Origin of the sequence: Rhizobium sp. BG4, from assembly GCF_016864575.1 — a bacterium.
Classification (GTDB): Bacteria; Pseudomonadota; Alphaproteobacteria; order Rhizobiales; family Rhizobiaceae; genus Rhizobium.
In genome coordinates, this window is sequence record NZ_CP044125.1 from 2,748,444 (window position 1) to 2,775,185 (window position 26,742).

The following is a 26,742-nucleotide window of genomic DNA, read 5'->3' on the forward strand; positions in this document are numbered from 1 at the left end:
ATTTTTGGGACACTGTGTTCCGCTCCCGGGGGTAGAAAATATCCGTTGCGAGGCGTAACAGTGGATTCGTGATATATCGCTGTTGGCATCTTTTGCCGCGCGAGTGACAAGACGGCCGTACGGTAAACGCACGGCGGTCGATCCCGAAAACAACGCGAAGAGTTCTTTTCACGTCCACTGTTCCGCGGCGCCACCTCCCAGGCGCTCACGCGGGCGTCCGCATTGATAATTCCTCCCGAAAAATTGCTATTCGACACTGATCATGACCACACCTTGCCCCGAGTTGTTTAAAACCCTCTTCGGCATCGCCTCCTATCCCGCTGCGCGGGAAATGGATGAAAGCGACCTGATGCCGAGCCAGACCTTCAGGAAGGCGCTGCGCATCGTCCTGACGATCGCCTATAACCAGACGCTGTCGCGCACGACGCCGCATCGCAAGATCCGCCGGATCGGCGGTATGGGCGCGCACGACGCCGATGCCATCCTCGATCTCCTCAAGTTCGCCGATATCGTCTCCGGCGATGACAACGGCTACCGGATCACCCGGTCGCTGCGCATGGTTTCGCTTGCTGAGATCTATGCCGCCATCACGCCGGCGCGGATGCTTCCGAAGACCAGCTTCGATCATCTCTATGACGCGATCATCGACAAGGCCCGGACGGCGGCTATCGCCGATCTCGACGGGATCGACCTGTCGTCGACGCTTGCCGATCTGCTCGGCACCGAACATGGCGCGAGCCTTGAGATGGCCGAGCGCGGCCACTAAGACCTGCAATCGCCGATTTTGTATCAATCGGCGATAGTGGTTCTGGATTTTCTGCTGTTTCAGCGGTATGTCACAATTGATGAGTGACACACGGTTTCCAACAGCGCTGCAAATCGTCGTGACGGTCGCGGTCAATGAGGCCGCGGGCGTTCGCACGACCAGTCCGCAATTGGCAGCCAGTCTCGATACAAATCCCAGTTTTGTCCGGAAAATCGTTTCGACCCTGTCGAAATCGGGGATACTCATTTCCTCAGACGGCGTCAGTGGCGGTATCCGCCTGGCGCGTCCGGCGCCCGATATCAAGCTTCTGGAGATTCATGGCAGCGTTCTGCCGGAACAGAAGGCGTGGTCGGCACGCGAAAACATTCCCACCATCTGCTCGGTCACGCGCAATATCAGCGCAGTATCCGACCAGCTCAGCGCCCGGGCCGACAAGGCTGTCGCCGGCGTGCTCGAAGGCGTTACGGTCCAGGATTGCATCGACAGGATCAATCAGCTCGACCGCGCCGCGCTCACAGCCGCCTCGCATTCCTGAAAAGCACTCATAAAAAAGAAGCCCGGAGGGAAATCCGGGCTTCTTCACTGTGATCGGAGGTCAACCAGATCACATGACGTGCGTCTCTAACCGCACGTCAATTCATTAGAAGTCGCGCTGCAGGCGGAAGAAGCCTTCAACCCAGTCAGCGTCCTTGCGGCCGTCGACGGTCTGATTGCCGTAGTCTTCCTTGACGTAGGTAGCAGCCAGCTTGGCGTTCAGGTTTTCAACAACCTGGTAGTCAAGCGTAACGCCAGCGCGCCACATGTTGCCGTCATCCCACGAGCCATCAGCGTCGGTCACGATGTTGTTCGTGTACTGAGCAGCCGGGGTGATGGTGAACTTGTCGGTTGCCTTCAGAGCGTACTGAGCGACAACGGTCCATTCGCCGTTAGCGTAGTAAGCGTTGCCGCCGTTGCCTGCATCGCCGAGACCGCTCGACCAGATGGCTGCGATTTCAGCCTTGCCCGGGCCAACGTCTGCGCCGATGCGAGCCGTTACAGCACCTTCCTGGTTGCCGGCGTCATAACCACCGTAAACAGCCCAGGTGAAGTTCGAGAACTTGCCACCGACAGAAGCGTCGACGCCGAGCGTGTTGCCGTGCTGGTCAGTGTTGCCCATGAAGAGCGAGCTGCGCGGCGAGGTGGTGTTCGTACCAGAGTTGCCGTTGAGCTCTTCGAGAGCGGCACCAGCGTAGAAGTCGCCGGCGTCGTACTGGTAACGGATAGCGTTCGTGTTGGTCACGTTCGCCATCGCATCGGTTTCGCCCGAGAAGTCGTCGTCCCACCAGCTGGTGAACTTACCAACGCGCAGGCCAGCGATGTCGATGTATGCCTGGTCGATAACGGTGGCGTTCTGGTTGCTGCCGAGAACGGTCGAGCTGCCGCCCGTGAGGCCACCGATGTCAGCATCGGCGCCGCCGCGGAAGTTGGATTCGAGAACGATGCGGCTCGTCAGCGTGCCGTACTCGGTGTCGCTCTTGGCGTCGAAAGCGACGTGAGCGCGGGTACGAGCCTGCCAGTCTTCCTGGGTGTTGTCCTTGTAAGCGTCGCCAGCGCCGAAGCCGACGTCGAAGCGGAGGTAGCCACCGATCTTGAGGCAGGTTTCGGTGCCCGGGATGTAGAAGTAACCAGTGCCGTAGGCGTCGCAAACGCGAACGTATTCAACAGCTTCCGGCTCAGCTGCAACAATGGCGTCGGCCGCGTATGCGCCGGACACCGAGCTCAGCGCAGCCGCCGAACCAATGAGAATAGAACGAATGTTCATAGCAGTTCCTTTTTCAATCGGGCGCAGGAAATCGCGCCGAGAAATCAGCGTCAAAAACCCATCCCAGTTTTGTCGAATCCCCTCGGGGGAAAGCGGCAACCCGCGAGTATTTGGATCGCACATCGCTCAAACCGTATCAAGCTAAGATACGGTTGAGTCACGCTGTTGCCGACCCCTGTTGCCAAAACGACACAAAATTGCCTTGTGAAAGCGCAGATATGGGAGGAACTGAGGGCGGAAACAAGACGTTGATGATTGAAAAACAACGAAAATCCGGGCCGCGGCGGATTTTTGTGCTGCCGAAAAGACGCTTTCAGCAAAGATTTGGACATAACCTATATAAAAGCTGGCTATTTCGTTGCGTGCCCACGCTTTCGGCGTTATTTGGCAGTAGCGAAAGCATATGGCGCGGATTGTGCAGGGCTATCGAAGATGTTGACGAAAAAGGGAAAGTACGGGCTCAAGGCGCTTGTCGATCTGGCGAAGCTGGCGCCCGGCGAGACGGCCTTCATCAATGATGTTGCGGCGCGCAACAATATCCCGAAGAAGTTCCTCGATACGATCCTGCTCGAATTGCGCAATGTCGGCATCCTGCGCTCGAAGAAGGGGCCGGGCGGCGGCTACTCGCTGTCGAAGCCGGCTTCCGAGATCAGGATCGGTCATGTGATCCGCACGCTCGACGGCCCGCTGGCGCCGATTCGCTGCGCCAGCCGCACGGCTTATGAAGCCTGCGACGACTGTTCGGATCCCGAAACCTGTCATGTGCGCAGGTCGATGACCGAAGTGCGCGATGCGATTGCCGATATTCTCGACAACATGACGCTGGAACAGTTCGTTGCCAAAGGCGGCAATCTTGCTGATGGCGGCGAGGACGAGGTGCTGCCGGTTTCGGCTGCCAGCTGATCAGATTTCCCAGCTATGGCTGTAATGGGCTGCCGCCTTGGCATGCAGGCGTTCGAGCTTGCCGCCGAGCGCCCGGATGCGGGCATTGCGCCAGTGGCGGTCGAGATTGAGGCCGATGCCTCCCGTATCTCCCTTGGCGATTTCGAAGATTGCCGTCGCGGTGCGTAGCGCGAGCTCACTCGCGTGCGCTTGGGCGGCTGTGGCGGAGAATTCGGCGTCGGCGATTGCCGGGCCTGAATTGATCTGGGCGATATCGAGCCGGTGCCCGGCGCGCTCCAGAAGGGCTGCTGCCGCCTCGATGCCGACGATCAGGGTGCCTGCCGCGGCCGGGACGGCGCTGGTCTCCTGCAATTCCGACAGAACAGCACGGGCGATGCCGAGATCGACGCCGGCATTGAGCAGGGCGGTCATCGCAGCTGCCGGTGCGCCCTGCCGGACGGCCGCATCGGCGCGCGCCTGAACGTTTTCGGCAACGAGCAGCGCGGTTCCGTTGGTGCGCTGGCCGAAACCATCCCAGCTGTCGACGGATTGCAGTCCCTCGCTTCGGCGGTTGACGTAGAGGAGCTGGTTGTCCGCCGCGCCTGATATGACCAGCCAGTCGGCGAAGAGCACGCCCGGCGCCTGCGCGCTACGGCCGTCGATTCGATGGCCTAGCGGTAAGGTGGTGATGGAATCGGTGGGAAATGATGCCGTAGCGAAGCGGTCGCCCGATAGCGCGCGGGAGAATAACAGCCGCTGCAGATCCTCGCCGCCGTGCAGCCGCAGGCCTTCGAGAGCCGCGAAGTGGATCGCCAGGCATTCGCCGATCGAGGCGTCGCCCTCAGCGATGATCGCGACGATCTCGGCCAGCAGCGCGTTGCTGACGTCAAGGCCCTCATATTCCGGGGGAACGGTGATTCCGGTCAGACCCGAGAGCGAGAGGGCATCGAGTTCGGGGAAGGGGAGAATGCGGTTGATATCGCGCTCGCTCGATTGGCGGCGGAAACCGGCGGCGAGCCTGCGGGCGGCGGCGACGGCTGCCTCCTCGCTCTCGATCCGGTCGGCCGGCGGTCTCAGCCGGTCGTGCAGTTGCGATATCGTTCCCATCGGTCATTCTCTTCCTGATGCCCGTATGAGTGATCGATCCTACCTCGATTGATAAGGCCGGTTTTTCTACAAAATCGGTATGGTTTGAATTTTTCTACCGGCTTGTCAGCTGCGGCACTTTGCCTAACTATCTCGTAAAGCTCACAATTCGAACGTCACCGCTTCCAGCATCGCCCGGGATCGATTATGGCTCACTCTTTCGCAGACGACGACCGTGAGGTTCAGACCATGTCACCGCCAGCCCGGCAGCGCCTCCAATTCGATCCAGGCGACATGCCGATCTATGCAATCGGGGATATCCACGGCCGCCATGACCTTCTGGAGATGGCGGAGCATACGATCGTCAGGGATGCGGCGCGCCTTCCGGGCCGCAAGCTGATCATCACGCTCGGCGACTATATCGACCGCGGCCCGTCCTCGGCGCAGGTGATCTCGCATCTGATGATGCCGCCGCCGGAGAATTTCGATCGCATCTGCCTGACCGGCAATCATGAAATCATGATGCTCGATTACATCGACGGCAAGATTTCCTACACCGAATGGATGCGGATGGGGGCCGATGCGCTGCTGCGGTCCTATGGGCTCGATCCCGATCATCTGCCGCTGATCTTCCCGACGACCTCGAAGCTCGACACCTTTATCCGCCAGTCGCTGCCGAAGTCGCATATCGATTTCATGCGCGACATGCCGATCTATGCGGATACGCCGGATATCCTCTTCGTTCATGCCGGGATCGATCCCGGTGTGCCGCTCAGCATGCAGAGCGACGAGGATCTGGTCTTCATCCGCGACCGCTTCTTCTATGCCGACCGGTCGCTGCCGAAGCTCGTCGTACATGGTCATACGCCGGTGCCCGAGCCCGATATCCAGCCGATGCGGCTCAATCTCGACACCCGGGCCTTCAAGAGCGGCAGCCTGACCGTCGCCAGGTTCTGGCGCGGTCAGGTCCACATCTTCTCCACCTAATCAGGCGCTGGTTTCCGCCGGCTCCGGTTTGCGCGGCATTTCCTCGGTATAGTAGCTCACATATTTCTGGCGGTAGCGTTCGGTGCCGCCGAAATTGCTGAACTTGCTGAGCTCAGACATATCCGTCTTGTTGAGGATGACGCCGAGCACCTTCTGCTTGATCTGCGGTTCGGCGTTCAGGATGTCGCGCACCACCGTCGTCGGCGTCTGGCCCCATTCGGTAACGAACAGGAAGCCGTCCACCTGCGGAGCGAAGGCCTTGGCGTCGATGACCGGGCCGAGCGGTGCCAGGTCGACGACGACGTAGTCGAACATCTTGCGGGCGTTTTCCATCAGGTTGAACATGCCCTGCGATGCCAACAGTTCGCTCGTATGCATCAGGTTGTCGTTGGAAACGACCGGCAGGATGGCAAGCTTGGTGCGGTTGTCGACCTTGACGGCGCTGGCCCACGGGATTTCGCCGAGCACGGCTTCCACAAGGCCCTTTTCCGGCGGCTGCTTCAGCATGCGGGTCAGGCCGGGATTGCGAAGGTCGGCGTCGATCAGCAGCGTGCGCTTGCCGCTGGAGGCGAGCAGCGCGGCGAAGTTCGCCGCCGTCGTCGACTTGCCTTCGCCGGGGAGCGCCGAGACGACGCCGATGACGCGGTCCGACTTGCCCTGGAACATGACATCGCTGGCGAGCTTGGCGTTGCGCAGCGTTTCGGCAAAGACCGAGCGCGGTGCTTCGAGAACGATGCGCATGATGCGCTCGAAGCTGGCGCCGTCATCGGCCGGCATTTCCACCGGCTTGGGCAGCGGCTCCTTGCGCGGCTTGAAGACCTTGCGCTCCTTCGGCGGCTTGCCGACCAGCGGCAGGTAACCGAGGAACTTCAGGCCGAGAATCGTGCGCACATCGCCCTCGACGCGGAAGAAGCGTTCGCGGAACTCCTGGAATGCCGTCAGAGCGCCGCCGGCCATCAGACCGAGCACGATGGCGAGACCCAGCGTCATGGTCTTCTTCGGGCTGGACGGCGATGCCGGAACGCCGGCTTCCGAGATGACACGGGCCTTGGCGATCGGGAAGGACTGCTGCTGCGACGCCTGCTCGTAGCGGGCGAGGTAGGATTCGTAGAGCGTCTTCAGCGCCGTTGCGCGCTGTTCCAGATCGTTAAGCTTTACGATCGATTCGTTGGATTCGGAATTCTTGCCGGTCAGGTGCTCGATATTCTGGCGCAGCGACGCTTCGCGCGAGCGGGCCACTTCGAATTCGTTGCGGTAGCTCGAGGTCAGCTGCTGCAGTTCCTGGAAGATCTGGCGGGTCAGGTCTTCCTTTTCGCCGCGCAGCTGCACGGCCTGCGGATGGTCGGCGCCGAAATTGGTGGTGATCTCGGCTTCGCGGCGGCTGACCGAGATATAGCGCGTGCGCAGGTCCTGGATGACCGAATTGTCGGTCTGGCCGGACGAGATCGCCGCATTGTTGACGGCGCCTTCAGGTCCCTGATCGACAATCGACTTGAACTGGTTGTAGCGGGCCGAGGCGCTGGCGGTATCTGCCTGGGCGACGATCAGTTGCTTGTTGAGGTCGGCAAGCTGCTGCTCGGACATCAGTTCGCCGTTGGCCGAAGTGAGACCGTTCTGGCTCTTGAACTTGGCGACGTCGAGTGCTGCTTCCTGCGAACGGTTGCGCAGGTCGGCGAGGCGCTCCTGGAGCCAGACGGAGGCGCGTTCGGTGGCGTCGAAATTGGCGTTCAGCGTGTCGTTCAGATAGGCGTCGGCATAGGCCTTGGTGATGCGCGCGGCGAGCAGCTTGTCGGTCGAGCGGAAGGAGACCGCGATGACCGAGCTGCGGGTAACGCGCGAAACGTTGAGTGCCTGCTGCAGCAAGGCGGCAGCCTTCTGGCGGCGGCCTTCCTTGGCGTCGTCGTCGGAGACCGGCGGGCCGCCTGGCGTCAATGCGCTGACGACGACCTTGAGGCCGGACTTGACGAGATCGACGGGACCCTGGCCGGGATCGAGGATCGTCTGGTTTTCCGAAAGGTTCTGGGCGTCGACGACGCGCAGCGCCAGTTCGGTTGATTTCAGGATCTCGACGGCGCTGGCGATCTGCATGTCGACCTGCTGGGAGCTGGCGGCGGGTGCCTGATCCTCGGCATATTTGGTCATGCTGTCATCCAGCAGGATTTGCGTCATCGAGGTATATTGCGGGGTCGCAAACAGCAGGTAGACGGCGGCGACTGCCACAAGCGCGGCAACGCAGAGCGCAATCGAACCGGCCCGGCGGATCACAATGGCGATCAGGCGATCGATGTCGATAAAGCTATCGGAATCGTCAGGGGCCTTCGGAACTGTGCTGTGCAGGGTCAGGTTTCGTTGATTCATGGGCTCTTATCCTTTGCGCGAGCGCGAAGCGCCGCCTGTGACTGTGATTTCCGTATTCTGAGCGGCAGCGCCGCGAAGGGCCGCCGTCATGCGGTTGAAACGGACTGCGATGGGCATTCTGAGATGGGCAACGGCCAGCGGATCGCGCCAGGCCGCCCGGATCGCTCCGGAGAGGGAGCGGCGCTTGATGCTTTCGACCAGTTCGAGGAAGGCATGCGCCTGGCGGAGGCTGCGGGCGCGGAATTTCTGGGCGTCTGTCGCTGAGGCATCGAGGCTGTGACGGGCAAGAAACCGGCGGTCGCCTTCCATCATCGCCTCGATATGGTCGAGACGGAGGACGCGGGAGATCGATCCCTCGCGGATGTGATAGTTGTAGCCCGGCTCCGGTTTGAAGACGCAGGTCGCGCCGAGCGCCATCGCCGAGGCGAGGAAGAGATAGTCTTCGCCGATGCGCAGGTTCTCGTCGAAGCGCAGGCCATGCCGCTCGATGAAGGCACGCTCGAAGACCGGCTTCAGGTAGCCGAAATTGTGCTCGTTGCGGAACAGCGCGTTGGAGCGGATGAAATTCGCAAGCGTCAGCTCCGGCGTCGTGGCGAGAGCGGCGGGCGAGAACATGGTTTCGGGCGCGGTGCCGTCGGCGCGGATCACCCGCATGTTGTCGACGGCGATCTGGGCACCAGCCGCTTCGGCGCGCGCGATCATGCGCTTCAGGCGATCGGGTTCGATCGTGTCGTCCGCGTCCAGTGTTGCCAGCCAGCGGCCGCGGGCGGCATCGATCGCCGCATTGCGCGCGGCTGAGGGGCCGCCGTTCTTTTCGAGTGCGATGAGGCGGACATTGCCGCCATAGGCAGCAGCGACCGCACGCGTCGCATCGCTCGAGCAGTCGTCGGCGACGATGACTTCCACCGTCACATCCGTCTGCGCCAAAGCGCCGCCGATCGCCTTGTCCAGCGTTTCGGCAGCATTGTAGGCCGCAATGATAAAGCTGATGTCGGGCAGCTTTTCGCTCATGCAGCCCCCTCGACAGCGCCATATTGGCGGATTTCGCGAACGCCGAGCAACCCGCTGACGACGCCGATATGCATCGTGCCGCGCAGCACGTAGCGATAGCGCGGAACCGGAACGAGAATGCAGACGGCCGCGACGCCGAGGCAGTAACCGGCCTTGGCGGTGGCGAGGCCGATATGCTTCAGGCGGGCGAAACCGCTGTTCTTTTCCTGCAGCAGGCGGCCATGCGTCTGGCCGAAGCGGAAGCGGCGCTTGGCAAGCCAGGAGAGGCCGGCGCGGTTTTCCGAAACCGGTTCATAGACATGGGCTTCCGGCGCGAAGGCGATCTTGCCGCCGTCGTGATGCATGTAGCTGAAGAATTCGGTGTCCTCACCGCCGGTCTTGCCGAGCGCCAGATTGAAGCGGCGGCCGGCGACGCGCGGCGAATTCAGGTTGAGAAGGACGTTGCAGGTATAGCCGGTGCGGATTTCGCCATCGACCCAGACGGGGAGGGTGGAGTGGAAATCGCCCTCACGCATCCAGGCGGGTGCCGTCTGCGAATAGACGCTGCGGACAGGGCCGAGCACGGCATCGGCGCCGCTCTTTTCAGCCGTGTGCAGCAGCTCTACCAGCCAGTTCTCGGATGCGTCCTCATCGTCGTCGATGAAGGCGAGGTAGTCGCCCGTCGCATTTTCGAGGCAGGCGTTGCGGGCGATCGAGATGTTCGATGCCGGGCAATGCACATAGGCGATCTCATGGGGAATGGTCGAGCGCAGCGCCTCGACGCGGCCCTCGGCGCTCCGGGTCTGGTCATTATCGGCAACGATGATGCGCAGCCTGGCATTCTCGGGGACGGCGAGGACGGCGAGCGAAAGCAGGGCTTCGTCCAGCGACGCGCGCCGGTATGTGCAAACACCAATGTCGATCTGCATGATCTGGTCCTTCATCAGGAGACCTTCCGGTTGCGGAAGCTCAGGAGCTCCATCCAGAAACCGGCCGACCAGGCGAAGTGCATCACCATGGCCGAGAAGGCCGCGAGCGGCCCGTAAGGATTGCGCTGGCCGACGGCCATCCAGAAGCCGTAGCCGACGCAGGCGATTGCCCACAGGCTGAAGGGGATCACGGCGATCCAGTTCAGCACGGCAAGAAACGCACCGATGAAGACCGGCACGACAGCAAGCGGCAGCATCTGACGAAGCTTCGGCAAGTTGCCATGCTTCAGGATGTTCTTGGCGCGTCCCCGGCCGTAGCCGAGATATTGCCGGAAGAGCGTTTTGACGCTCGAACGCGGATAATAAATCATCCGCGTCTTGTCGGTCATCCAGATGCCGAACCCCGCCTTTTTCAGACGGTAGTCCAATTCCGCGTCCTCATTATGGCTGAATGTCTCGTCGTAGCCGCCGACGGTGTCGAAGGCGTTGACGCGCATCAGCGCGTGGTGGCCGTGATCGGTCCAATGGCCCTCGGCGCCCTCGCGATGCTTGGAGCCGCCATTGCCGAGCTTGGAGTTCTGGGCGAAGGCCGTCGCCTTCTGGAAAATGCCGAAGCCGACCGTCTCCATGGCGACGACGACGGAATCGGCTTCCGTCAGTTCGGCTTCCTCAACGAGGCGCTGGCAATAATCGTCCGGATAGTCGCCATGCGCGTCGATGCGGATGAAATATTCGTAGTCGCGGCCGAAGGTGTTGACGGCGAGATTGATCGCGGCGCTCTGCAGCCGGCGCGGATTGTCGAGCAGGATGACGCGGGGATCGCTCTCGCTAATGCGGGCAACGATCTCGCGGGTGCCGTCGGTGCTGCCGCCATCGGCAACGACGATGCGGGCATTGAGCTCTTCGAGCGCCGGATCGAGCTTTTCGATCAGCGGCTCGATATGCTTGGCTTCGTTCAGGCAGGGAATGATGATGAGGCTGGAGACGCTGGAACAAACATCAGTCTTCATTGCAGTCAACCCTTCTTGAGCTGCGGGAGCAGGGACAACGGAACCGGCGGCGCGCCCCTCGGCAGCGGCCGGAACAAGATTGGAGAGTGTGTCGACGAGCGCGCGGCAATCGGCGCGGTCGGTCATCCAGGTGCGGCGGTCGGTGGACGAAACCGCCGAGGAGAGCGAGCCGTAATGCTCGGCCGTCAGCCCCTCGAACATCGCCTGAAGCTCGACTGCGGATGGTTCGCGAAGCGTCAGGCCAAGACCGCGTGATGCGACGAAACGATTGGTCTCGGTGTCCTCGACGGTGATCGGCACGCTGCCATAGAGGCAGCCTTCATAGAGCCGGTTCGGCAACAGCCAGGAGGAGTTCTGGCCCTCCTCGAAGAAGTCGATCGCCCAGGAGAAATGCACCTCGCCATAGATATCGGCGAGATCCTCCGGGTTCTTGTAGGCACCGCGGAAGCTCAGATAGGGCTCGCTCGCGACGAAGGCGTCGAAATCCTCGAACTCGGAATAGGCCGGGCGTCCCCGCAGGATGACCTCGACGCGGCCTTCCATGCGGCGGGTGAAATCGGCAAGCAGTTTCAGCGACTTGCGGCAGCGGAGCGCGCCGAACCAGCCGATCTTCCAGGGCTCGCCCTGTTGCGGCGGCAGGCGCAGCGAGGCGGCCTGCGGCATTCCCGCCAGCGAAAGCACCTTGTTTTCCAGAAGCGCGATCGGCGCCTTCAGGGCCGATTTCGGGGCAAAGTAGTTTTCGATAAAAGCCGGCGAGCTCGTCAGGACAAGGCGGGCGTTGCGGCCGAAATGGGCCTCGGCCCGGCGCAGCGCCTTGCCCGGCGCCTTGTCGCTCAGGAGAAGGCGGTGGATATCGAGGCATTCATAGACCACGGGCACGCCGCCGAAGATTGCGCTCGCGCGGTCGGCGACGGCCAGCGCTTCCAGATTGCGGCCGATGATGACATCCGGGCGTTCGACGCCCTTCAACAGTCCGCGCAGACGGATTGCCGCTTTTGCGACCGCGCCCATGCGCTGGGCGAACCTTCCGTCGGCCGTGCGGCCGAGCTCGATCGGCTTTACTCCGCTCACCTCCGCAAGTGCATTGTCGCCGCGGCGGAAGCCGGCGAGGGTGACGGCAGCGCCGCCCTCGGTCAGCATCAGCACGCGGCGGCGCACGGCCGGATCGGCCAGATCATGCACCAGATAAAGGACTTTCAGCATCAATGCTCCTGTGCGTAGACCGGCTCTGCCGGAGTCCGTTTCGGGGTGTGCTAGGCAAGTCTCAGAGACCAGATGCACGCTCAGTTGAGCGTGCAGGCAATCGATTCCGGGAACTGGCATTTGTCGCCGGGCGCCGTATAGGCGATCCGGTCGATCTGCATCGTCGTCGGCTGGGTGTAGGCGAACTTGCCCATCCATCCGGCCAGCGTGTCCGTGCCCCAGAGGCTGAAGAAGATCTTCTGCGGGCTCTGCGGGATCTTGCTGGGATCCGTGACGTCCTGAACCAGCTTGCCATTCAGGTAGTAGCGCAGGCGGTTCTGTTCCCAGACGAAGGCATAGTCGTTGAAGTCCTGATCGGCGGGCTTTCCGACCGGCACCAGCTTCTCGTTGCCGCCCTTGGCCTTGATATACTGGTTCACCTGAACGGTGCCGCTATCCTTGCCGAGCACCTCGAAATCGATCTCGTCGTGCTGCTGCTTGTCGGCCGGTCCGATATAGGTGAAGAAGGCCGAGTTCAGGCCGGGGCCGGTCGCGGTCTTGATGCGGGCCTCGTAGGTGCCGTAGCTGAAGCGCTTCTTGGTCTGGATCTCGCCGCAGAGATAGTTGCGGTCCTTCGACTTGCCTTCGGCAAAGCCCAGTTCCAGCTTTCCGTCTTCGGTCTTCACCTGATTCTTCGACCAGGTGCAGTTCTGATGTGCGCCGTTGTTCCAGCCGTCGGAAATATACCAGACGCTGCGGTCGATCTTGTCGAAGTCATCGACGAAGGATGTGCCTGTTGCCTGCTGGGCAGATGCGGGGAGGGCGCCGGCGAGGGCGGCACCCGCAGTCAAAGTCAGCCAAAGCAGTCGCGCATGGGCGATTGTGGTCGTCATGTCTCACCTTTGCTGTGGAACGAAATCGGCCGGGATATCCCGGCGGGATGGGGAGTGGGGACCCTTCTTCGTCCGGCCGCCGGTCAGAACGGCGTAGAGCTTCGGCGCATTGCTGCGCACCAGGCCGTTCGAGAGCGCCAGCAGCGGGAAAAGCACCAGCAGGCAGCCGCAGAAGAAGAGCGGGTAGAAATCGACGCCCGTCTTGCCCCAGACCATGAAGAGCAGGATGAGCAGGGGGTAGTGGGCGCAGAAGATCCAGAAGCTCAGGCTCCCGGTCTTCGACAGGCGCTGGCCGACCGAGGTCTTGATCAGCAGTGCCGACAGCATCCAGAAGCCGGCGGCGCCGCCGATCGCCAGCGCATTACGCGACAGTTCCACCCAGTCGGGCATCGACGGGCCGGTTGCATAGATGGCGGTCGCCAGCAGCGCCGAGAATGCGAAGAGCAGGAAGACGCCGAGCGGGGCGAAGCGGTCCAGCGCCTTGATGTCCAGCTTGTAGAGGCTGGCATAGATGCCGAAGGTGAAGCTGAACAGGATCGAGCGCTTGATGACGATGTAGAGCGACAGCTGCGGCACGAGCGCCAGCAGCAGCAGCGTCGAGAGCGTCAGAAGCGGCGCGCGGCGCACCAGCCACGCGAGGATCGGCGAAATCAGGATGCAGACGAAGAGATCGCGCAGGAAGTAGAGCGGGATATTCGCCGGAAAGGCTTCGGCGGCAAACAGCTGGCTCAGCAGTTCGCGGAAGCTCGATTGATAGGGACTGATGACATAGCCGTCGCCGATGCCGACCGCGAGGATCGCCAGGACCGCGATGAAAAACAGCGTGTTCCAGATCAGGAACGGCAGAAAGACGGTCTGCGCCTTGGTGCGCACCGTTTTCGTATAGTTGAAGCCTTCCATCCCGCCGCGAAACAGCAGGTAGCCGGAAATGGCGCTGAGGCACGGGACCCCGACACGGAAGAGCGCTTCGCTCAGGAACACCCGCAGCCAATCGAAGAAACCGTAGTTTCCATTGAACGGCGTATTCGCAGGGTCGAATGGTATGTGGACGAACACAATGCCCGAAATGAGCACGATGCGCATCAGGTTGATCCGCGAGGATACGTTAGCGTCAACGTTCACGTTATCTGTCACCCCTGTTGGAGCTGCACCTCCCCTGCAGCCGTTTCAAAGAGCAGACTCTGGCCCGCAGACGAAAAGCTAGAGCGTTTTGCCGGAAGAAAATATGGCACTGCAGCAAAAAGTGATCGCGAGTCTCGTTTTGTAACGGAGCGAAATCGCAGCTACCATGGCGTGTCGGGTGCCGTTACGGCAGTTGCAAATATGCTGCAGGGCCTTTGCGCCAATGTATTTCCGAAAGTGATCATAAAACGTTTCCGCCTGTTGAGAAGCGTGACCCGCGTGGAAAAGTTTTTCCGCTTTAGTGAAGGATGTCCTGTGTTTTGTTACAATGCGCAGGCCCGGATTGCGGCTGAAATGTGTTCGGATCACCCCCATTTGGGTCTAATCGGCACAGCCGCCGCTGGTATCGCTGATGTCTGCCTTTGACAAATTTCGGCCGGAATGCCCTTCATCATGCTGCGGCGCAGCAACTTGCCCCCGGATGATCCGGCGCTAGATGCGCACTCACCGCTCTGGCCTGTCAGGAGAAAGAATGGCGACCTTTACGATCATCATCCCGTTTTACCAGCGCGAGGACGGTATCCTGCGGCGGGCGCTGGCTTCGGTCTTTGCGCAGACCTACAGGGATTTCGATGTTCTCGTGGTCGACGACCAGTCGCCCTATCCGGCCGAGGACGAGCTGAAGCCGCTTGGGGCCGAGGAGCGGTCGAGAATCACCGTCATCCGCCAAGCGAATGCCGGGCCGGGCGGCGCCCGCAATACCGGCCTCGACAATGTCCCGGCTGCCAGCCGCTACGCCGCCTTTCTCGATTCGGACGATATCTGGACGCCTGACCATCTGCAGAACGCCTATTCGGCGATGCAGAGCTTTGATGGCGATTGCTATTGGGCGTCGATCCATGGCGGCGAGGAATTCGACTATCATTTCGGCATCGCCGATCTCGAAAAGAGCGAGGGCGCGCACCGGCTTTCGGATGCGCCGCTGATCATCGAGCTGCCGGATATCGCCGGCGTCATGCTGAAGAACTGGGCGTTCCTGCACATGTCCTGCATGGTGATCGGCCGGCCGCTGATCGAGACGGTTCGCTTCGATGCGGCGCTGCGGCTCGCGGCCGAGGACGTGCTGTTCTTCTGCGATTGCATGCTGGCGGCCCGCCAGGTGCTGCTCTGCGGCGAGGCTGGGGCACTGCGCGGCGAGGGGATCAACATCTTCCACGGCGTCGATAACGAATCGCCGCAGTTCCTGAAGCAGCAGTTCATCACCTGGATGGCGCTCGACCGGCTGGAAACGCGCTTCGCGGCGCGGCCGAAGGAGATCTCGACGATCAAGGATTACAAGACGCGGGCGCGCAAGATGGCGCTGTGGAGCCAGGCGAAGCGGATGCGCAAGGCGCGCCTGCCGGATTTCCGCCTGCTGTTCCATTGGGCATGCCGCGATCCGGCGCTGTTTGCCAGCGCCTTCAAGCTCGCGGGTGGCAAGTTCTCGAAATAGCCGTCAGTCGGCCGGCGAGGGGAGCAGGTAGCGCAGGCCGCCGGCACCCCGCGTCGCGATCTCGACGCCGCCGGGACTGCGGAAGCGCTCGGTCTTGTCCATGAAGATGCCGCCGGCGATCGCCGGGACGGCACCCGGATTGGCGAGCGCATAGCTCAGCGCCGCTGCCGGGCCGGACTGCTTCTTCACGTCTAGGAAATGGCGCAGCTCGTATTTGCCGCGCACATGGCTTTCGTGACGGCGCACGGCCGCCGCGTCTCCCGCGTTCAGCTTGCAGGAGGCGAGGATCGCGCGATCGGCCTCATAGAGCTTGCGGATGTCGTCGGTGCGGTGGCTGCCGCTCAGCGAGTTGCCGCGCACGACCGCGCCATAGCCGCAGGAATGGATGACCTTGTAGCGGGCGCCGTTGGCGAGCGCGCGGACATAGAGCTCGTAATCCTCGCCGAGACGCATCTCCTCGCGGTAGCGCAGCTTGTGCGCATCGAGGAAGCTGCGGCGCATGACCGGCTTCAGGAAGCCGATCTCGCCGCGGCGCACGCCGCGCTTGGAAATGTTGCCGTCGACGAAGGCGACGAGATCGAGGAAGAGGGACGGTCGGGAAAACGGTCGAGCTGCTCCGGGGCGCGCGTCACCGTTTCCGAATCGACGAAGGCGATGTTGTCGGCGACGAAATCCCAGTCGTCTTCGGCCAGCATGCGGCTGAAGCGGCCGGCGAAGAAGAAATCGTCGGCATCGAGGATGGCGATCAGCGGTGCGGTGGAGATCTCGATCGCATGATTGCGGGCTGCCGAGGGGCCGCGATTCTTTTCGAAGGAGACGACGTTCAGCCGTCCGCTCGCATCATCCGCGGCGCGCGCCGCATCGGCCGTGCCGTCACTGGAGCCGTCGTCGATGACGACGACTTCGGCCACTTCCTTCTCGCGCAAAGCCGAATTGACGGCCAGTCCGATCGTATCTGCCGCGTTCTTGGCGGCGATGATCACGCATACGCTTGCAACCACGTCGTGCCCTCCGTTGTTGCCGCAACAGTTAGGACGCCAGCGCCGCGGGGGCAATGCGAGAGGTCTTCAAAAGATGTTACGCCGCCCGGGACGGCCAGGCGAGGGCCGCTTACTGATTGAACGGCTCGGAATTGTTGAAGGGGCTGACCGGGATCTTGTCCTTGTCGTCACGCGCCGGCGCCAGGGCGGATGACATGCCCTTGGCGGCATTGCGCGCACGCGCTTCCTTCCACACGAGGAAAAGTACGCCACCGAAGTAGCCTATCTGCAGGAGAACCGCGCAGATCGCCGTTTGTATGAGAGTCGTCGTCAGGGAACCGTTCAACACATAGGTTGCCACGGCAAAAACGGCGAGCGCGCCGATCATGCTAACGAAAACGCGAGGTGCATACATGACGTTTGCCTCCCTTTAGGAGGTTGGTTCAATGAACAGTCACTGAACTCGGGCTTCCTCCTAAGGACCCTTTACTCGATATATTTTAGCAGGCCCTGAGTTTCAACAGAACGAAAGCATTAGTACCTTCAATCTTTCGTAGGCCGTTGCAGGTTTTCTACAGTGCTCCGCTTAAGATTTCCTCCCAGCTTTGCCTAAAATCGCCGGACGGCCGGTAACCATGCGATTTGCGGGCCGTACGTCAGAAAAGGGCAAGGCCTTACCCAAGGTTGTCTGCAATGGGGCATTGCACGCCTCGGCTCGCGCCACATTTGCATTGTCAGGACAACGCCTGAGAGCTCTATGCGTTCAACTTTTATTACAAAGATTTCATCTAAAACGATTTGAGTGTGCAGTGCAAAATGGATGGTGCGACGCAATATATGCGGCTACGCGCAAATAACATTTCGGTACTCGCGATAGTGGCCGCGGGCTTTTTGCAAATGCTTTTCGAATTTCCCGAAAGGATTTGTTCTTCAGTCTTTTTGCAGCGCAAAGCAAACTCCGACGGCATTAGTGCAGTGCAGCCGACTTAGACGGAAACATTGCATGCGTTGCATATTAATTTGAGCTAATCCTAAAGAAAGAAAAAGGTGAACACGGTTTCCAAAAGCCCCCTGTTACACACCCGTCTTCAAATTGTGGCTTAAAAAAACAAAATCCGCCCATACACTCCGAACCTGTCAGCGCTACCTCAGCGATCTGGGCTTACCGACCAAACGGCAAACATAAGTGGAGTTAACTCTATGAAGTCTGCGACGAGATCGGACAGTACGCCATTCTTTGGCGTGGTTCATGCAAACGTGTTTCCGCCGACAGGCGGGATCATGAAGCGCGCATTCGATATTACCGCTGCATCACTCGGCCTCGTTTTCCTGAGCCCGATTTTCCTGATGGTGATGCTGCTCGTCAAACTCTCCGATAAGGGGCCGGCCTTCTATGGTCATCGCCGTATCGGACATAACGGACAGGAATTCCGTTGCCTGAAATTCCGCACCATGGTCACCGACGGCGACAGGGTGCTGCAGGAGCACCTGCGTAACAATCCGAAGGCAATGGACGAGTGGCGTGCGACGCGCAAGCTGCAGGACGATCCGCGGGTGACCGTGATCGGCAGCGTGCTTCGCAAGCTCAGCCTTGATGAGCTTCCGCAGCTCATCAATATCATTCGTGGCGAAATGAGCGTCGTCGGGCCGCGTCCCGTCGTACGTGACGAACTGGAGCTCTATGAGTCTTCGGCCGTCTTCTATCTTCAGGCACGTCCCGGCCTCACCGGCCTGTGGCAGATCAGTGGACGCAACGACGTCTCCTATGCCACGCGTGTCGCCTTCGACACCCACTATGTCGAAAACTGGTCTCTGACGCGTGACGTCATGATCATCGCCCGGACGATCCCTGCCGTCTGCATGCAGCGCGGTAGCTACTAACGCCGCTTCCACAGCTCGATACGTTCGCACGGTGCCGCCGATTGGCTTGCCGTGCAAATTCACGAGGAAGACTGAATGAAAGATTTCCTTTTTCGCCGCTTCACGGCACGCCGGTCCATTACCTCCAGTCTCGCCATCGTGGCGGGCTTTGGTGTTCTGATCGGCTCAGCCGGACTTGCCGGCGCTGCCGACTATCAGCTCGGCACGATGGACAAGCTGCGCATCCGCGTTGCCGAATGGCAGACGGCGGAGGGCGCGATCCGCGACTGGTCCGTGGTCAGCGGCGATTACTCGATCGGCCCGTCGGGCAGCCTCTCGCTGCCGTTCATTGGCGACCTCCCAGCCTCTGGAAAGACGACGGACGCGATCGCGCAGGAAATCGGTACCGCGCTGCAAAAGCAGTTCGGTCTCAAGGACCGGCCCTCGGCATCTGTTGAACTTGCCGAGTTCCGTCCCGTGTTTCTGACAGGCGATGTCGAAAAGCCCGGCGAATATCCGTTCGCGCCCAATCTCACGGTGGTCAAAGCCGTGAGCCTTGCGGGCGGACTTCGCCGCGCCGACGCCGGCCAGCGCTTTGCGCGCGACTTCATCAATGCCAAGGGTGACGCCGTCGTCTACACCTCGGAAAAGAACCGGCTGATCGCGCGCCGTGCCCGTCTGCAGGCCGAGACGCAGAACAGCGATGCCATCGACATGCCGGCGGAACTCAAGGATTTGCCGGAAGGCAAAGCCTTGATGGCCAGCGAAGCGGCGTTGAAGGATACGCGCAAGAAGCGGCTGACGCTGCAGCTTCAGGCGCTCGACGACCTGAAATCGTTGCTGCAGGCCGAAATCGAATCTCTGGCGAAGAAGACCGAAACGCAGACGCGTCAGCTCGAACTCGCCAAGGAAGACCGCGACAAGATCGAGAATCTTGCCGAAAAGGGTCTGGCGCTCAGCGCCCGCAAACTGACGGCGGAACAACGCGCCGCCGATATCGAGGCAACGCTTCTCGATATCGATACCAATTCACTGAAGGCCAAGCAGGATATCAGCAAGGCCAACCAGGATGAGATCACGCTGCGCAACGACTGGGACGCCAAGCTTGCCCAGGAGCTGCAGGATACCGAATCCGAGCTCGACACGCTCAACCTGAAACTCTCGACCAGCGATGCGCTGATGTCGGAGGCGCTGGCGCAATCGAGCGATGCAGCGCGCTTCGACCCCGAGAATGCCGCGAATATCAACTATTCGATCGTCCGCGAAGTCGACGGGCAGTCGAAGGAAATTCCGGTGCAGGAGAACATGGCCCTCGAGCCGGGCGACCTGATCAAGGTCACGGCCGGGGTCGCGATGCGATAGAAGCGGAGACCGCATGCGGATCGCCAAATCGGCAATTATTACTCCAGGCGTGAACGCGGCCTATGCCATTCCGGCGGTCGCGCTCTCGATGTTCTGCTTTGCCTATTCGATCCGTTTCGGGCAGGCGGCGATCCTGCTGTACTATGCGCTCTGGCTACCGCTGATCGCTGTCGACTACAAGAAGGTGCTCGGCAGTCACAGCAAGTTCGTCTGGCTCTATGCCTTCGCCGCCTTCGCCTTCCTCTCCGTGTTCTGGTCGCAGGTGCCGAGCGTTTCGATGCGCGCCAGCATCCAGTATTTCACGCAGGTGCTCTGCGCGCTGATCGCGGTGCGCACCGTCGATGTTCGCACGCTGACGCTCGGCGCGGTGGCGGGCGCGGCGGTCGTGCTGCTCTATTCGATCCTGTTCGGCTACTACGAATATGATCCGCTCGACGGGACCTACAGCTTCGTCGGCGCCTTCGCCTCGAAGAACCAGCTCGGCTTCTATGCCTCGATCGGCATCATCTTCGCCTTCGCCGCTGTCTTCATATATGGCGAGCGGCGGCTCTGGATGATGGTGTCGGGCGCTGTCGGGCTGATGGCCGCCTACTGCCTTCTTGCTTCGCAATCGGCAACATCGGTGCTGACGACGGCCGTGATCGTGGCGCTGCTGATCGGATTGCGCGGCGTGCTGTTCCTGTCGCCAAACCAGCGCAAACTGCTCGTCATCGGCGGCGGTGTCGCGGCGATCATCCTGATCGTGGCGAGCGTCTATCTCGGCGTCGTCGATCTGGTGCTGGGGCTGTTCGGCAAGGATTCGACGCTGACGGGCCGCACCTATCTCTGGCAGCAGGGTATCGAGGCCTGGAAGCAGAACCCGGCCGTCGGCATCGGCTACCAAGCCTATTGGGTGCAGGGCTTCTCGGAGCCCGAGCGCCTCTGGGAAGAGTTCTTCATCGGCTCGCGCAGCGGCTTCCACTTCCACAATACTTATATCGAGACGGCCGTAGAGCTCGGCCTGACCGGTGTCCTCATCCTCGCCGGCACTATCCTGGCGATGATCTGGGGCCATCTGCGCCGCGTCATTGAGGATGTGCGCAACGACGAGTCCTATCTGCTGCTCGGCATTGCCGTGCTGCTGACGATCCGCTCCTTCGTCGAGATCGACGTGCTGACGCCGTATAATGTGGGTACCTTCCTGCTTTACTACACGGCGGGCAAGCTCGCCGGGGCGCGGCAGCGCTCGGCGATGGCCGAGCTGCGGCGCTACGAATCCATACCAGCTGCACATTCCTGATCATTTCATTGCCCCGCCGCAGTCTCGCGGCATCATGAGGAAACTGCATGAAGACCCTCTACGGGATCCAGTATTTGCGTGCCTTTGCGGCGCTTGCGGTCGTGGTGTTCCACGCGGCCGAGCGCACCGGTGGCCATTTCGCCATCGGCGCGGCGGGCGTCGACGTGTTCTTCGTCATTTCGGGTTTCATCATGTGGGTGATCAGCGACCGGCGCCCGGTGACGCCGCAGCGCTTCCTGCTCGACCGCCTGAAGCGCATTGCGCCGTCCTACTGGCTGGTGACCGGCATCATGGTCGCGGGCGCGATCGCCGGGCTCTTCCCGAACCTGCAGCTCAGCGCCGGCCATCTGCTCGGCTCGCTGTTCTTCATTCCCGTGCGTTCACCGAGCACCGGCGAGATCTGGCCGGTGCTGGTGCAGGGCTGGACGCTGAATTTCGAGATGTTCTTCTATGTGCTCTTTGCCGGCGCGCTGTTCCTGCCGCGCGCTTGGCGCCTGCTGTTCCTGACGGTGGTCTTCGGGCTGTTCTTCGCCGCTGGCCTCATCTGGGATCCGCAGTCGGCGGCGCTCGCCACCTATACGCGGCCGATCATTCTCGAATTCCTCGGCGGCGTCTTCATCGCCGAGCTCTGGCTGCGGCGCAAGGTGGCGGGGACGAGCCTCGGTCTTGCCTGCGTCGGCGCCGCTCTTTGCGGCTTTGCGGCGATCTACCTGATGGGCGCGGAGTTCGACGAGTTCATCTGCGGACCGCTTGCCATGGCGCTGGTGTTCGGCATGGTGTCGCTGGAAACCGGCGGCAGCATCGGCCGGATGCCGGTTCTGACCTATCTCGGCGATGCCTCCTACTCGATCTATCTCTGGCACACGCTGACGATTTCGGTTGCCGTCAAGGCGGCGGAAATCCTCGGCCTTGACGGCGGCCTGACGCTGCTCGGCGCCATCGTCGGCGGCACGATCACCGGGGTTGCGGCTTACGAACTGATCGAAAAACCGCTGCGGAAGGTCTTTTCCGGCGAAGGTTTGAAGCGCCGCGATCTGCAGCGGCGCCCCTCCTAATCCTCTGACCTACTGGGCAGCCTCCTCGGCCTGCTGTGGCGGCGTTGTGCTGGCCGCTGCCGCCTTGTTGCGGTAGCGGGCGCGCAACAGCACGTAGAAGACCGGCGTCAGGAACAGGCCGAAGATCGTAACACCCAGCATGCCTGAGAAGACGGCCGTGCCGAGCGACTGGCGCATTTCCGCGCCGGGGCCGGTCGCGATCATCAGCGGCACGACGCCGAAGATGAAGGCGAAGGCGGTCATCAGGATCGGCCGCAGGCGCAGATGGCTCGCCTCGATCGCCGCTTCGATCGCCGTCTTGCCTTCCTCTTCCGCCTGTCTGGCGAATTCGACGATCAGGATGGCGTTCTTGGCCGCAAGGCCGATCAGCACGATCAGGCCGATCTGCGTCAGGATGTTGTTGTCCATCCCGCGCAGATGCACGCCTGTCAGCGCGGCGAGGATGGCGAGCGGAACGATCAGGATGATCGCCAGCGGCAGGACCCAGCTTTCATATTGCGCCGAAAGCGCCAGGAAGACGAAGATCACCGAGAGCGCGAAGATGTAGATCGCCGTGTTGCCGGTGTTCCTTTCCTGGTAGGCGAGCTCGGTCCATTCGAAGGTCGTGCCGGCCGGCAGGATGCTCTTTGCCACACCCTCCATGGTGTTGAGGGCGCTGCCGGTCGAGACGCCGGGGGCGGCATTGCCCTGCAGCGGTACCGAGACATACATATTATAATGCTGGACGAGCGAGGGACCGGATGTGTCCTTGATCTCGACCAGCGTGCCGAGCGGCACGAGAGCCCCGGTCGCCGAGCGAACCTTGAGTGCCAGAATATTGTCACGCTCGACGCGGTATTGCTGGTCGGCCTGGGCGCGGACCTGATAGACGCGGCCGAAGGCGTTGAAGTCGTTGACGTAGGACGTGCCGAGATTGATCGACAACGTGTCGAAGATATTGGGGATCGGCACGTTCAAGGCGCGCGCCTTGTCGCGGTCGATCTCCAGGAAATATTGCGGGCTGGAGGCCGAGAAGGTGGTGAAGACGCCAGCAAGTCCCGGCGTCTGGTTGGCCTTGCCCATGATCTGGTAGGCCGCACCGAGCACCCGGCGCATGTCCGAACCCTCACGGTCCACCAGCTGCATCTTGAAGCCGCCGGCATTGCCGATGCCTGAAATCGGCGGCGGCGGGATGGCGATGATGAAGGCCTCCTGGATGCTCTGCAGGCTGCCATAGAGCTGGCCGATGATCTGGCCGGCATTCTGGTGGTGCTCCAGTCGGTTCTCGAACGTGTCGAAGGCGGCGAAGACCACCCCGGCATTCGAGGCGTTGGTGAAGGTGGCGCCGCTGAAGCCGGAGAAGGCGACGGCGTTCTTGACGCCCGGTGTGTTGCGGATGATCTCTGAAGCGCGCTGCACGACGGCATCGGTACGCGCGAGCGAAGCACCATCAGGCAGCTGCACGACGACGATCGCATAGCCCTGGTCCATGACCGGCACGAAGCCGCGCGGCACGATGTTGCCCATATAATAAGTGAGACCGAGCAATCCGGCGAAGACGAGGAGGGCGACGCCGATCGCCGCCCAGGTGCGCACCAGGTGGCTGACCACCCAGGAATAGCCGGCGCTCATCTTGTCGAAGCCGCGGTTGAAGCCGTTGGCGAGCGCGTTGCCGAAGCGCGAGATCGGGTTTTTCGGCCTGTGATGGGCGTCGTGCGGCTTCAGCACGATGGCGGCAAGCGCCGGCGACAGGGTCAGCGAGTTCAGGGCGGAGATCGCCGTTGCCACCGAGATGGTCACGGCAAACTGCCGGTAGAACTGGCCCGAAATGCCGGGAATGAAGGCCGTCGGCACGAAGACGGCGATCAGCACCAGCGAGATGGCGAGAACGGCGGTGCCGACCTCGTCCATCGTCACATGCGCTGCCTCGCGCGGGCTCATGCCTTTCGCGAGGTTTCGCTCGACATTCTCGACGACGACGATCGCGTCGTCGACGACGATGCCGATCGCCAGCACCAGGCCGAACAGCGTCAGCATGTTGAGCGAGAAGCCGAAGGCGAGCAGGAAGGCGAAGGTGCCGATCAGCGAGACCGGAATGGCGACGATCGGAATGATCGCGGTTCGCCAGGACTGCAGGAAGACCAGCACGACGAGGGCGACAAGGATCGCCGCTTCGGCAATCGTCTTATAGACCTCGTTGATCGATTCCGAGATGAACTCGGTCGGATTGTAGACGATGTCGTAGGAGAGACCGTCCGGGAAATCCTGCTGCGCGGTCTGCATCGCCTGCTTGATCGAAGCGGCTGCCGCCAGCGCATTGGTGCCGGGGCGGGAGAAGATGCCGAGCGCGACGGCCGGCTTGCCGTTCAGGTAGCTGTTGGTGACGTAGTCCTTGGCGCCAAGCTCGATGCGGGCGATGTCCTGCAGCTGGACGAGGCGGCCGCTTTCCGTCGCCTTGACGATGACGTAGCGGAACTGGCGGGCATCGGAGAAACGTCCCTCTGTCGTGACTGTGTACTGGAAGGCGTTTGTGCCCGAAGTCGGCGGGCCGCCGATCGAGCCGCCGGAGACCTGGACGTTCTGGTCGCGCAGCGCCTGGACGACGTCGCTTGAGGTCATGCCGTAGGCCGAGAGCTTTTCCGGATCCAGCCAGATACGCAGCGAATATTCGCGTTCGCCGAAGATGATGACGTCGCCGACGCCATCGAGGCGCACCAGCGTATCGCGGATGCGGCTGCGGGCGTAGTTGGAGACGTAGAGCTGGTCGTATCGCGAGTTCGGCGACAGGAGATGCACGACCATCATCAGGTCGGGCGAGCTCTTTGCCGTTGTGATGCCGATTCGGCGGACTTCCTCGGGAAGGCGCGGTTCGGCGATCGCCACGCGGTTCTGGACGAGGACCTGCGCCTTGTCGAGATCGGTGCCGAGCTTGAAGGTGATGGTCAGCGCCATCGAGCCGTCGGCCGTCGAATAGGAGGACATGTAGAGCATGTCCTCGACGCCGTTGATTTCCTGCTCGATCGGCGTCGCCACGGTATTGGCGATGGTCTCGGAATCGGCGCCCGGATAGGCGGTGCGCACGACGATCGTCGGCGGGGCGATTTCTGGATATTGCGCGACGGGGAGCTGGAAATAGGCGAGCCCCCCGACGATCAGCAGCACGATGGACAGGACCGACGCGAAGATCGGCCGGTCGACGAAGAAATGGGCGAACCTCATTGCGCCATCTCCATGCCTGCTGCTTCCGGCGGGATGTCGTCGCGGCTCTGCGGCAGCTCGGTCATCTGCGGTGTGATCTTCGATCCCGGGCGAGCGCGCATCAGGCCGTTGACGACGATCGTCTCGGTGCCGTCCATGCCTTCGCGGATCGCTCGATAGCCGTAGAGCCGCGGCCCCGGTCTCACCGGCTTGGTCGAAACGGTGCCATCGGCGCCAACAACATAGACGACGCGCTGGTTCTGGTCGGAGCCGATCGCCTCGTCGGGAACGAGGATCGCTTTATAGGTATTGGAGGCCTCGATCTGCACGCGGCCGAACAGGCCCGGCTGCAGGATCAGGTTCGGATTTTCGAAGCGGGCGCGGATGCGCATGGTGCCGGAAGCGTTGTCGACGCGGTTTTCGGCGAAGTTCAGCTTGCCGGCGAAAGGCTTCTGGCTGGAGTCGCTGATGCGGACCTGAACTGGAACGCCGCCACCGCCTTCTTGCAGGTCGCTGCCGCGGGAGCGGGCGGTCTCTGCGAAGTTCAGGAGGCGCCGTTCGTCGACGTCGAAATAGAAATCGATCGGATCGAGCGAGACGATGGTCGTCAGTATCGACTGGTCGGCCTGCACGAGGTTGCCGGCGGAGATCAGGCGGCGGTCGATACGGCCGCCGATCGGCGCGGTGATCTTGGTATATTCGAGGTCGAGTGCGGCGCGGTCGGCAGTCGCCTGGGCGCCGCGGACGTTTGCCTGGGCGGAAACCCAGTCGCGGCGGCGGTCGTCGAGGGTCGAGACCGACTGGCTGCCGCTATTGGCGAGGGATTCCGCGCGCTTGAACTGCGTTTCGGCATAGGAAAGCGTCGATTTCGCCACTTCGAGAGCGGCATTCGCTTCGTTGACGGCGGTCAGGAACGGGCGTTGATCGATGACGAAGAGCAGGTCGCCCTGCTTGACGATCGCGCCATCGCTGAAATGCACTTCCTGCAGATAGCCGCCGACGCGCGAGCGGATCGCAACCTCATCCACGGCCTCGAAACGGCCGATGAACTCGTCATTGTCGACGACGTCGCGCACAACGGGCTTGGCGACCGTAACTGGCGGGGGAGGCGGGGCTGCGGCTTCCTGGGCCCCAGCGGTCAGCGGCAAGAGCGCCGTGACGAAGCCGAATGCAATGGCGGCACGAAGAGAGTAAGGCATAGCGATCCCCCGTATGGGCGGCCGTTATGCCGCCAATCTCATGCTGAAATGATGCGTCTCATGTCCACTGCTTCAAACGCGGCGGGCGCGTCTGCACTTCCATTCAATGCGCCGAGTGCGCCAGGCCAATAATCGAGCCGCCCGGTTCGTCCCGGGCTAACCATCTGAAACGGCACTATAAGCGGCACTTGCCGGAAATTGCAAACGACAATGGGTTGCATCTCGACCGTTCTTTCGTGCCCGGTTGCAGAGCTCTCAGCGGGGGCGGATGCGGCACGAAAATCAATCTTCGCTTAACGCTCCGCTGCGGCATTTTAGCCGCATCTGCAGAA

21 protein-coding genes and 2 pseudogenes are annotated in these 26,742 nt (G+C 61.8%); 10 read left to right on the forward strand and 13 right to left on the reverse strand.

Annotated elements, in window-relative coordinates; all coding sequences use genetic code 11:
* The first annotated feature begins 262 nt into the window (after positions 1–262).
* On the forward strand, positions 263–766 hold the full coding sequence (locus F2982_RS13820; RefSeq protein WP_130284070.1) for a hypothetical protein: 504 nt from the start codon (positions 263–265) through the stop codon (positions 764–766).
* Between the two features lie 79 nt (positions 767–845).
* On the forward strand, positions 846–1,301 hold the full coding sequence (locus F2982_RS13825; protein WP_162708777.1) for an Rrf2 family transcriptional regulator: 456 nt from the start codon (positions 846–848) through the stop codon (positions 1,299–1,301).
* A gap of 105 nt (positions 1,302–1,406) precedes the next feature.
* Here the strand turns inward: F2982_RS13825 and F2982_RS13830 are convergent, their stop codons facing one another.
* Positions 1,407–2,567, reverse strand: a complete 1,161-nt coding sequence (locus F2982_RS13830; protein ID WP_203428147.1) for a porin — start codon at positions 2,565–2,567, stop codon at positions 1,407–1,409.
* 432 nt (positions 2,568–2,999) lie between these two features.
* Here F2982_RS13830 and F2982_RS13835 point away from each other — a divergent pair, with 432 nt between their 5' ends.
* Positions 3,000–3,470 carry an Rrf2 family transcriptional regulator gene (locus F2982_RS13835; RefSeq protein ID WP_112720013.1) on the forward strand — a complete coding sequence of 157 codons (471 nt, stop codon included), beginning with the start codon at positions 3,000–3,002 and terminating at the stop codon, positions 3,468–3,470.
* Here F2982_RS13835 and F2982_RS13840 read toward each other — a convergent pair whose 3' ends face one another.
* Positions 3,471–4,556, reverse strand: a complete 1,086-nt coding sequence (locus tag F2982_RS13840) for an acyl-CoA dehydrogenase family protein (protein ID WP_203428148.1) — start codon at positions 4,554–4,556, stop codon at positions 3,471–3,473.
* A 186-nt stretch (positions 4,557–4,742) separates the two neighbouring features.
* On the opposite strand from F2982_RS13840, the gene F2982_RS13845 reads away from it, so the two are divergent.
* Positions 4,743–5,522: a metallophosphoesterase gene (locus tag F2982_RS13845; protein ID WP_130284062.1), complete on the forward strand. Its 780-nt coding sequence runs from the start codon at positions 4,743–4,745 to the stop codon at positions 5,520–5,522.
* Here the strand turns inward: F2982_RS13845 and F2982_RS13850 are convergent, their stop codons facing one another.
* From F2982_RS13850 to F2982_RS13880, 7 genes and pseudogenes are all read right to left on the reverse strand, one after another.
* Positions 5,523–7,880, reverse strand: a complete 2,358-nt coding sequence (locus F2982_RS13850) for a polysaccharide biosynthesis tyrosine autokinase (protein WP_203428149.1) — start codon at positions 7,878–7,880, stop codon at positions 5,523–5,525.
* Between the two features lie 6 nt (positions 7,881–7,886).
* On the reverse strand, positions 7,887–8,891 hold the full coding sequence (locus tag F2982_RS13855; protein ID WP_203428150.1) for a glycosyltransferase family 2 protein: 1,005 nt from the start codon (positions 8,889–8,891) through the stop codon (positions 7,887–7,889).
* Complete coding sequence (locus tag F2982_RS13860; RefSeq protein WP_203428151.1) at positions 8,888–9,814, reverse strand: glycosyltransferase; 927 nt, start codon at positions 9,812–9,814, stop codon at positions 8,888–8,890. Before F2982_RS13860 ends, F2982_RS13855 begins: the two co-directional genes overlap by 4 nt.
* A complete protein-coding gene (locus F2982_RS13865; protein ID WP_203430074.1) occupies positions 9,814–10,809 on the reverse strand; it encodes a glycosyltransferase family 2 protein in 996 nt (331 codons plus the stop codon). Before F2982_RS13865 ends, F2982_RS13860 begins: the two co-directional genes overlap by 1 nt.
* A gap of 60 nt (positions 10,810–10,869) precedes the next feature.
* A pseudogene (locus F2982_RS32165) lies at positions 10,870–12,012 on the reverse strand (glycosyltransferase); the annotation flags it as partial.
* 80 nt (positions 12,013–12,092) lie between these two features.
* The gene (locus F2982_RS13875; RefSeq protein WP_203428152.1) at positions 12,093–12,884 is read right to left on the reverse strand and encodes a glycoside hydrolase family 16 protein; all 792 of its coding nucleotides are present in this window, start codon (positions 12,882–12,884) and stop codon (positions 12,093–12,095) included.
* Positions 12,885–12,887: 3 nt separating this feature from the next.
* Positions 12,888–14,006, reverse strand: a complete 1,119-nt coding sequence (locus F2982_RS13880) for an acyltransferase (protein ID WP_112720021.1) — start codon at positions 14,004–14,006, stop codon at positions 12,888–12,890.
* Between the two features lie 201 nt (positions 14,007–14,207).
* Here F2982_RS13880 and F2982_RS13885 point away from each other — a divergent pair, with 201 nt between their 5' ends.
* Complete coding sequence (locus tag F2982_RS13885) at positions 14,208–14,432, forward strand: hypothetical protein (protein ID WP_203428153.1); 225 nt, start codon at positions 14,208–14,210, stop codon at positions 14,430–14,432.
* Between the two features lie 106 nt (positions 14,433–14,538).
* Positions 14,539–15,498: a glycosyltransferase family 2 protein gene (locus F2982_RS13890; protein ID WP_203428154.1), complete on the forward strand. Its 960-nt coding sequence runs from the start codon at positions 14,539–14,541 to the stop codon at positions 15,496–15,498.
* Positions 15,499–15,501: 3 nt separating this feature from the next.
* Here F2982_RS13890 and F2982_RS13895 read toward each other — a convergent pair.
* Both F2982_RS13895 and F2982_RS13900 read right to left on the reverse strand, forming a co-directional pair.
* Positions 15,502–16,499, reverse strand: a pseudogene (locus F2982_RS13895) (glycosyltransferase family 2 protein).
* Between the two features lie 109 nt (positions 16,500–16,608).
* The gene (locus tag F2982_RS13900; protein WP_112720024.1) at positions 16,609–16,893 is read right to left on the reverse strand and encodes an exopolysaccharide production repressor protein; all 285 of its coding nucleotides are present in this window, start codon (positions 16,891–16,893) and stop codon (positions 16,609–16,611) included.
* A 785-nt stretch (positions 16,894–17,678) separates the two neighbouring features.
* Between F2982_RS13900 and F2982_RS13905 the strand changes: the two genes are divergently transcribed.
* The 4 genes from F2982_RS13905 to F2982_RS13920 all read left to right on the forward strand — a co-directional run bounded on the left by F2982_RS13905 (position 17,679) and on the right by F2982_RS13920 (position 22,034).
* Positions 17,679–18,359, forward strand: coding sequence for a sugar transferase (locus tag F2982_RS13905; RefSeq protein WP_130284044.1), 681 nt, complete (start codon positions 17,679–17,681; stop codon positions 18,357–18,359).
* Between the two features lie 75 nt (positions 18,360–18,434).
* Positions 18,435–19,700 carry a polysaccharide biosynthesis/export family protein gene (locus tag F2982_RS13910; RefSeq protein WP_203428155.1) on the forward strand — a complete coding sequence of 422 codons (1,266 nt, stop codon included), beginning with the start codon at positions 18,435–18,437 and terminating at the stop codon, positions 19,698–19,700.
* Positions 19,701–19,713: 13 nt separating this feature from the next.
* Entirely contained in the window at positions 19,714–20,979 is a 1,266-nt protein-coding gene (locus F2982_RS13915; RefSeq protein ID WP_203428156.1) for an O-antigen ligase, read from the forward strand.
* A gap of 47 nt (positions 20,980–21,026) precedes the next feature.
* Positions 21,027–22,034, forward strand: a complete 1,008-nt coding sequence (locus F2982_RS13920) for an acyltransferase (protein WP_203428157.1) — start codon at positions 21,027–21,029, stop codon at positions 22,032–22,034.
* A gap of 9 nt (positions 22,035–22,043) precedes the next feature.
* Here the strand turns inward: F2982_RS13920 and F2982_RS13925 are convergent, their stop codons facing one another.
* Both F2982_RS13925 and F2982_RS13930 read right to left on the reverse strand, forming a co-directional pair.
* Positions 22,044–25,232, reverse strand: coding sequence for a multidrug efflux RND transporter permease subunit (locus tag F2982_RS13925; RefSeq protein ID WP_203428158.1), 3,189 nt, complete (start codon positions 25,230–25,232; stop codon positions 22,044–22,046).
* Positions 25,229–26,410 carry an efflux RND transporter periplasmic adaptor subunit gene (locus F2982_RS13930; RefSeq protein WP_112720029.1) on the reverse strand — a complete coding sequence of 394 codons (1,182 nt, stop codon included), beginning with the start codon at positions 26,408–26,410 and terminating at the stop codon, positions 25,229–25,231. Before F2982_RS13930 ends, F2982_RS13925 begins: the two co-directional genes overlap by 4 nt.
* Between the last annotated feature and the right edge of the window lie 332 nt (positions 26,411–26,742).

Coding starts and splice junctions, on each gene's coding strand:
- F2982_RS13855 (WP_203428150.1), bottom strand. CDS start 8,891: ATGAGCGAAAAGCTGCCCGACATCAGCTTTATCATTGCGGCCTACAAT.
- F2982_RS13905 (WP_130284044.1), top strand. CDS start 17,679: ATGAAGTCTGCGACGAGATCGGACAGTACGCCATTCTTTGGCGTGGTT.
- F2982_RS13915 (WP_203428156.1), top strand. CDS start 19,714: ATGCGGATCGCCAAATCGGCAATTATTACTCCAGGCGTGAACGCGGCC.
- F2982_RS13890 (WP_203428154.1), top strand. CDS start 14,539: ATGGCGACCTTTACGATCATCATCCCGTTTTACCAGCGCGAGGACGGT.
- F2982_RS13840 (WP_203428148.1), bottom strand. CDS start 4,556: ATGGGAACGATATCGCAACTGCACGACCGGCTGAGACCGCCGGCCGAC.
- F2982_RS13845 (WP_130284062.1), top strand. CDS start 4,743: ATGGCTCACTCTTTCGCAGACGACGACCGTGAGGTTCAGACCATGTCA.
- F2982_RS13875 (WP_203428152.1), bottom strand. CDS start 12,884: ATGACGACCACAATCGCCCATGCGCGACTGCTTTGGCTGACTTTGACT.
- F2982_RS13920 (WP_203428157.1), top strand. CDS start 21,027: ATGAAGACCCTCTACGGGATCCAGTATTTGCGTGCCTTTGCGGCGCTT.
- F2982_RS13900 (WP_112720024.1), bottom strand. CDS start 16,893: ATGTATGCACCTCGCGTTTTCGTTAGCATGATCGGCGCGCTCGCCGTT.
- F2982_RS13825 (WP_162708777.1), top strand. CDS start 846: ATGAGTGACACACGGTTTCCAACAGCGCTGCAAATCGTCGTGACGGTC.
- F2982_RS13930 (WP_112720029.1), bottom strand. CDS start 26,410: ATGCCTTACTCTCTTCGTGCCGCCATTGCATTCGGCTTCGTCACGGCG.
- F2982_RS13865 (WP_203430074.1), bottom strand. CDS start 10,809: ATGAAGACTGATGTTTGTTCCAGCGTCTCCAGCCTCATCATCATTCCC.
- F2982_RS13830 (WP_203428147.1), bottom strand. CDS start 2,567: ATGAACATTCGTTCTATTCTCATTGGTTCGGCGGCTGCGCTGAGCTCG.
- F2982_RS13885 (WP_203428153.1), top strand. CDS start 14,208: ATGCTGCAGGGCCTTTGCGCCAATGTATTTCCGAAAGTGATCATAAAA.
- F2982_RS13835 (WP_112720013.1), top strand. CDS start 3,000: ATGTTGACGAAAAAGGGAAAGTACGGGCTCAAGGCGCTTGTCGATCTG.
- F2982_RS13820 (WP_130284070.1), top strand. CDS start 263: ATGACCACACCTTGCCCCGAGTTGTTTAAAACCCTCTTCGGCATCGCC.
- F2982_RS13860 (WP_203428151.1), bottom strand. CDS start 9,814: ATGAAGGACCAGATCATGCAGATCGACATTGGTGTTTGCACATACCGG.
- F2982_RS13850 (WP_203428149.1), bottom strand. CDS start 7,880: ATGAATCAACGAAACCTGACCCTGCACAGCACAGTTCCGAAGGCCCCT.
- F2982_RS13910 (WP_203428155.1), top strand. CDS start 18,435: ATGAAAGATTTCCTTTTTCGCCGCTTCACGGCACGCCGGTCCATTACC.
- F2982_RS13925 (WP_203428158.1), bottom strand. CDS start 25,232: ATGAGGTTCGCCCATTTCTTCGTCGACCGGCCGATCTTCGCGTCGGTC.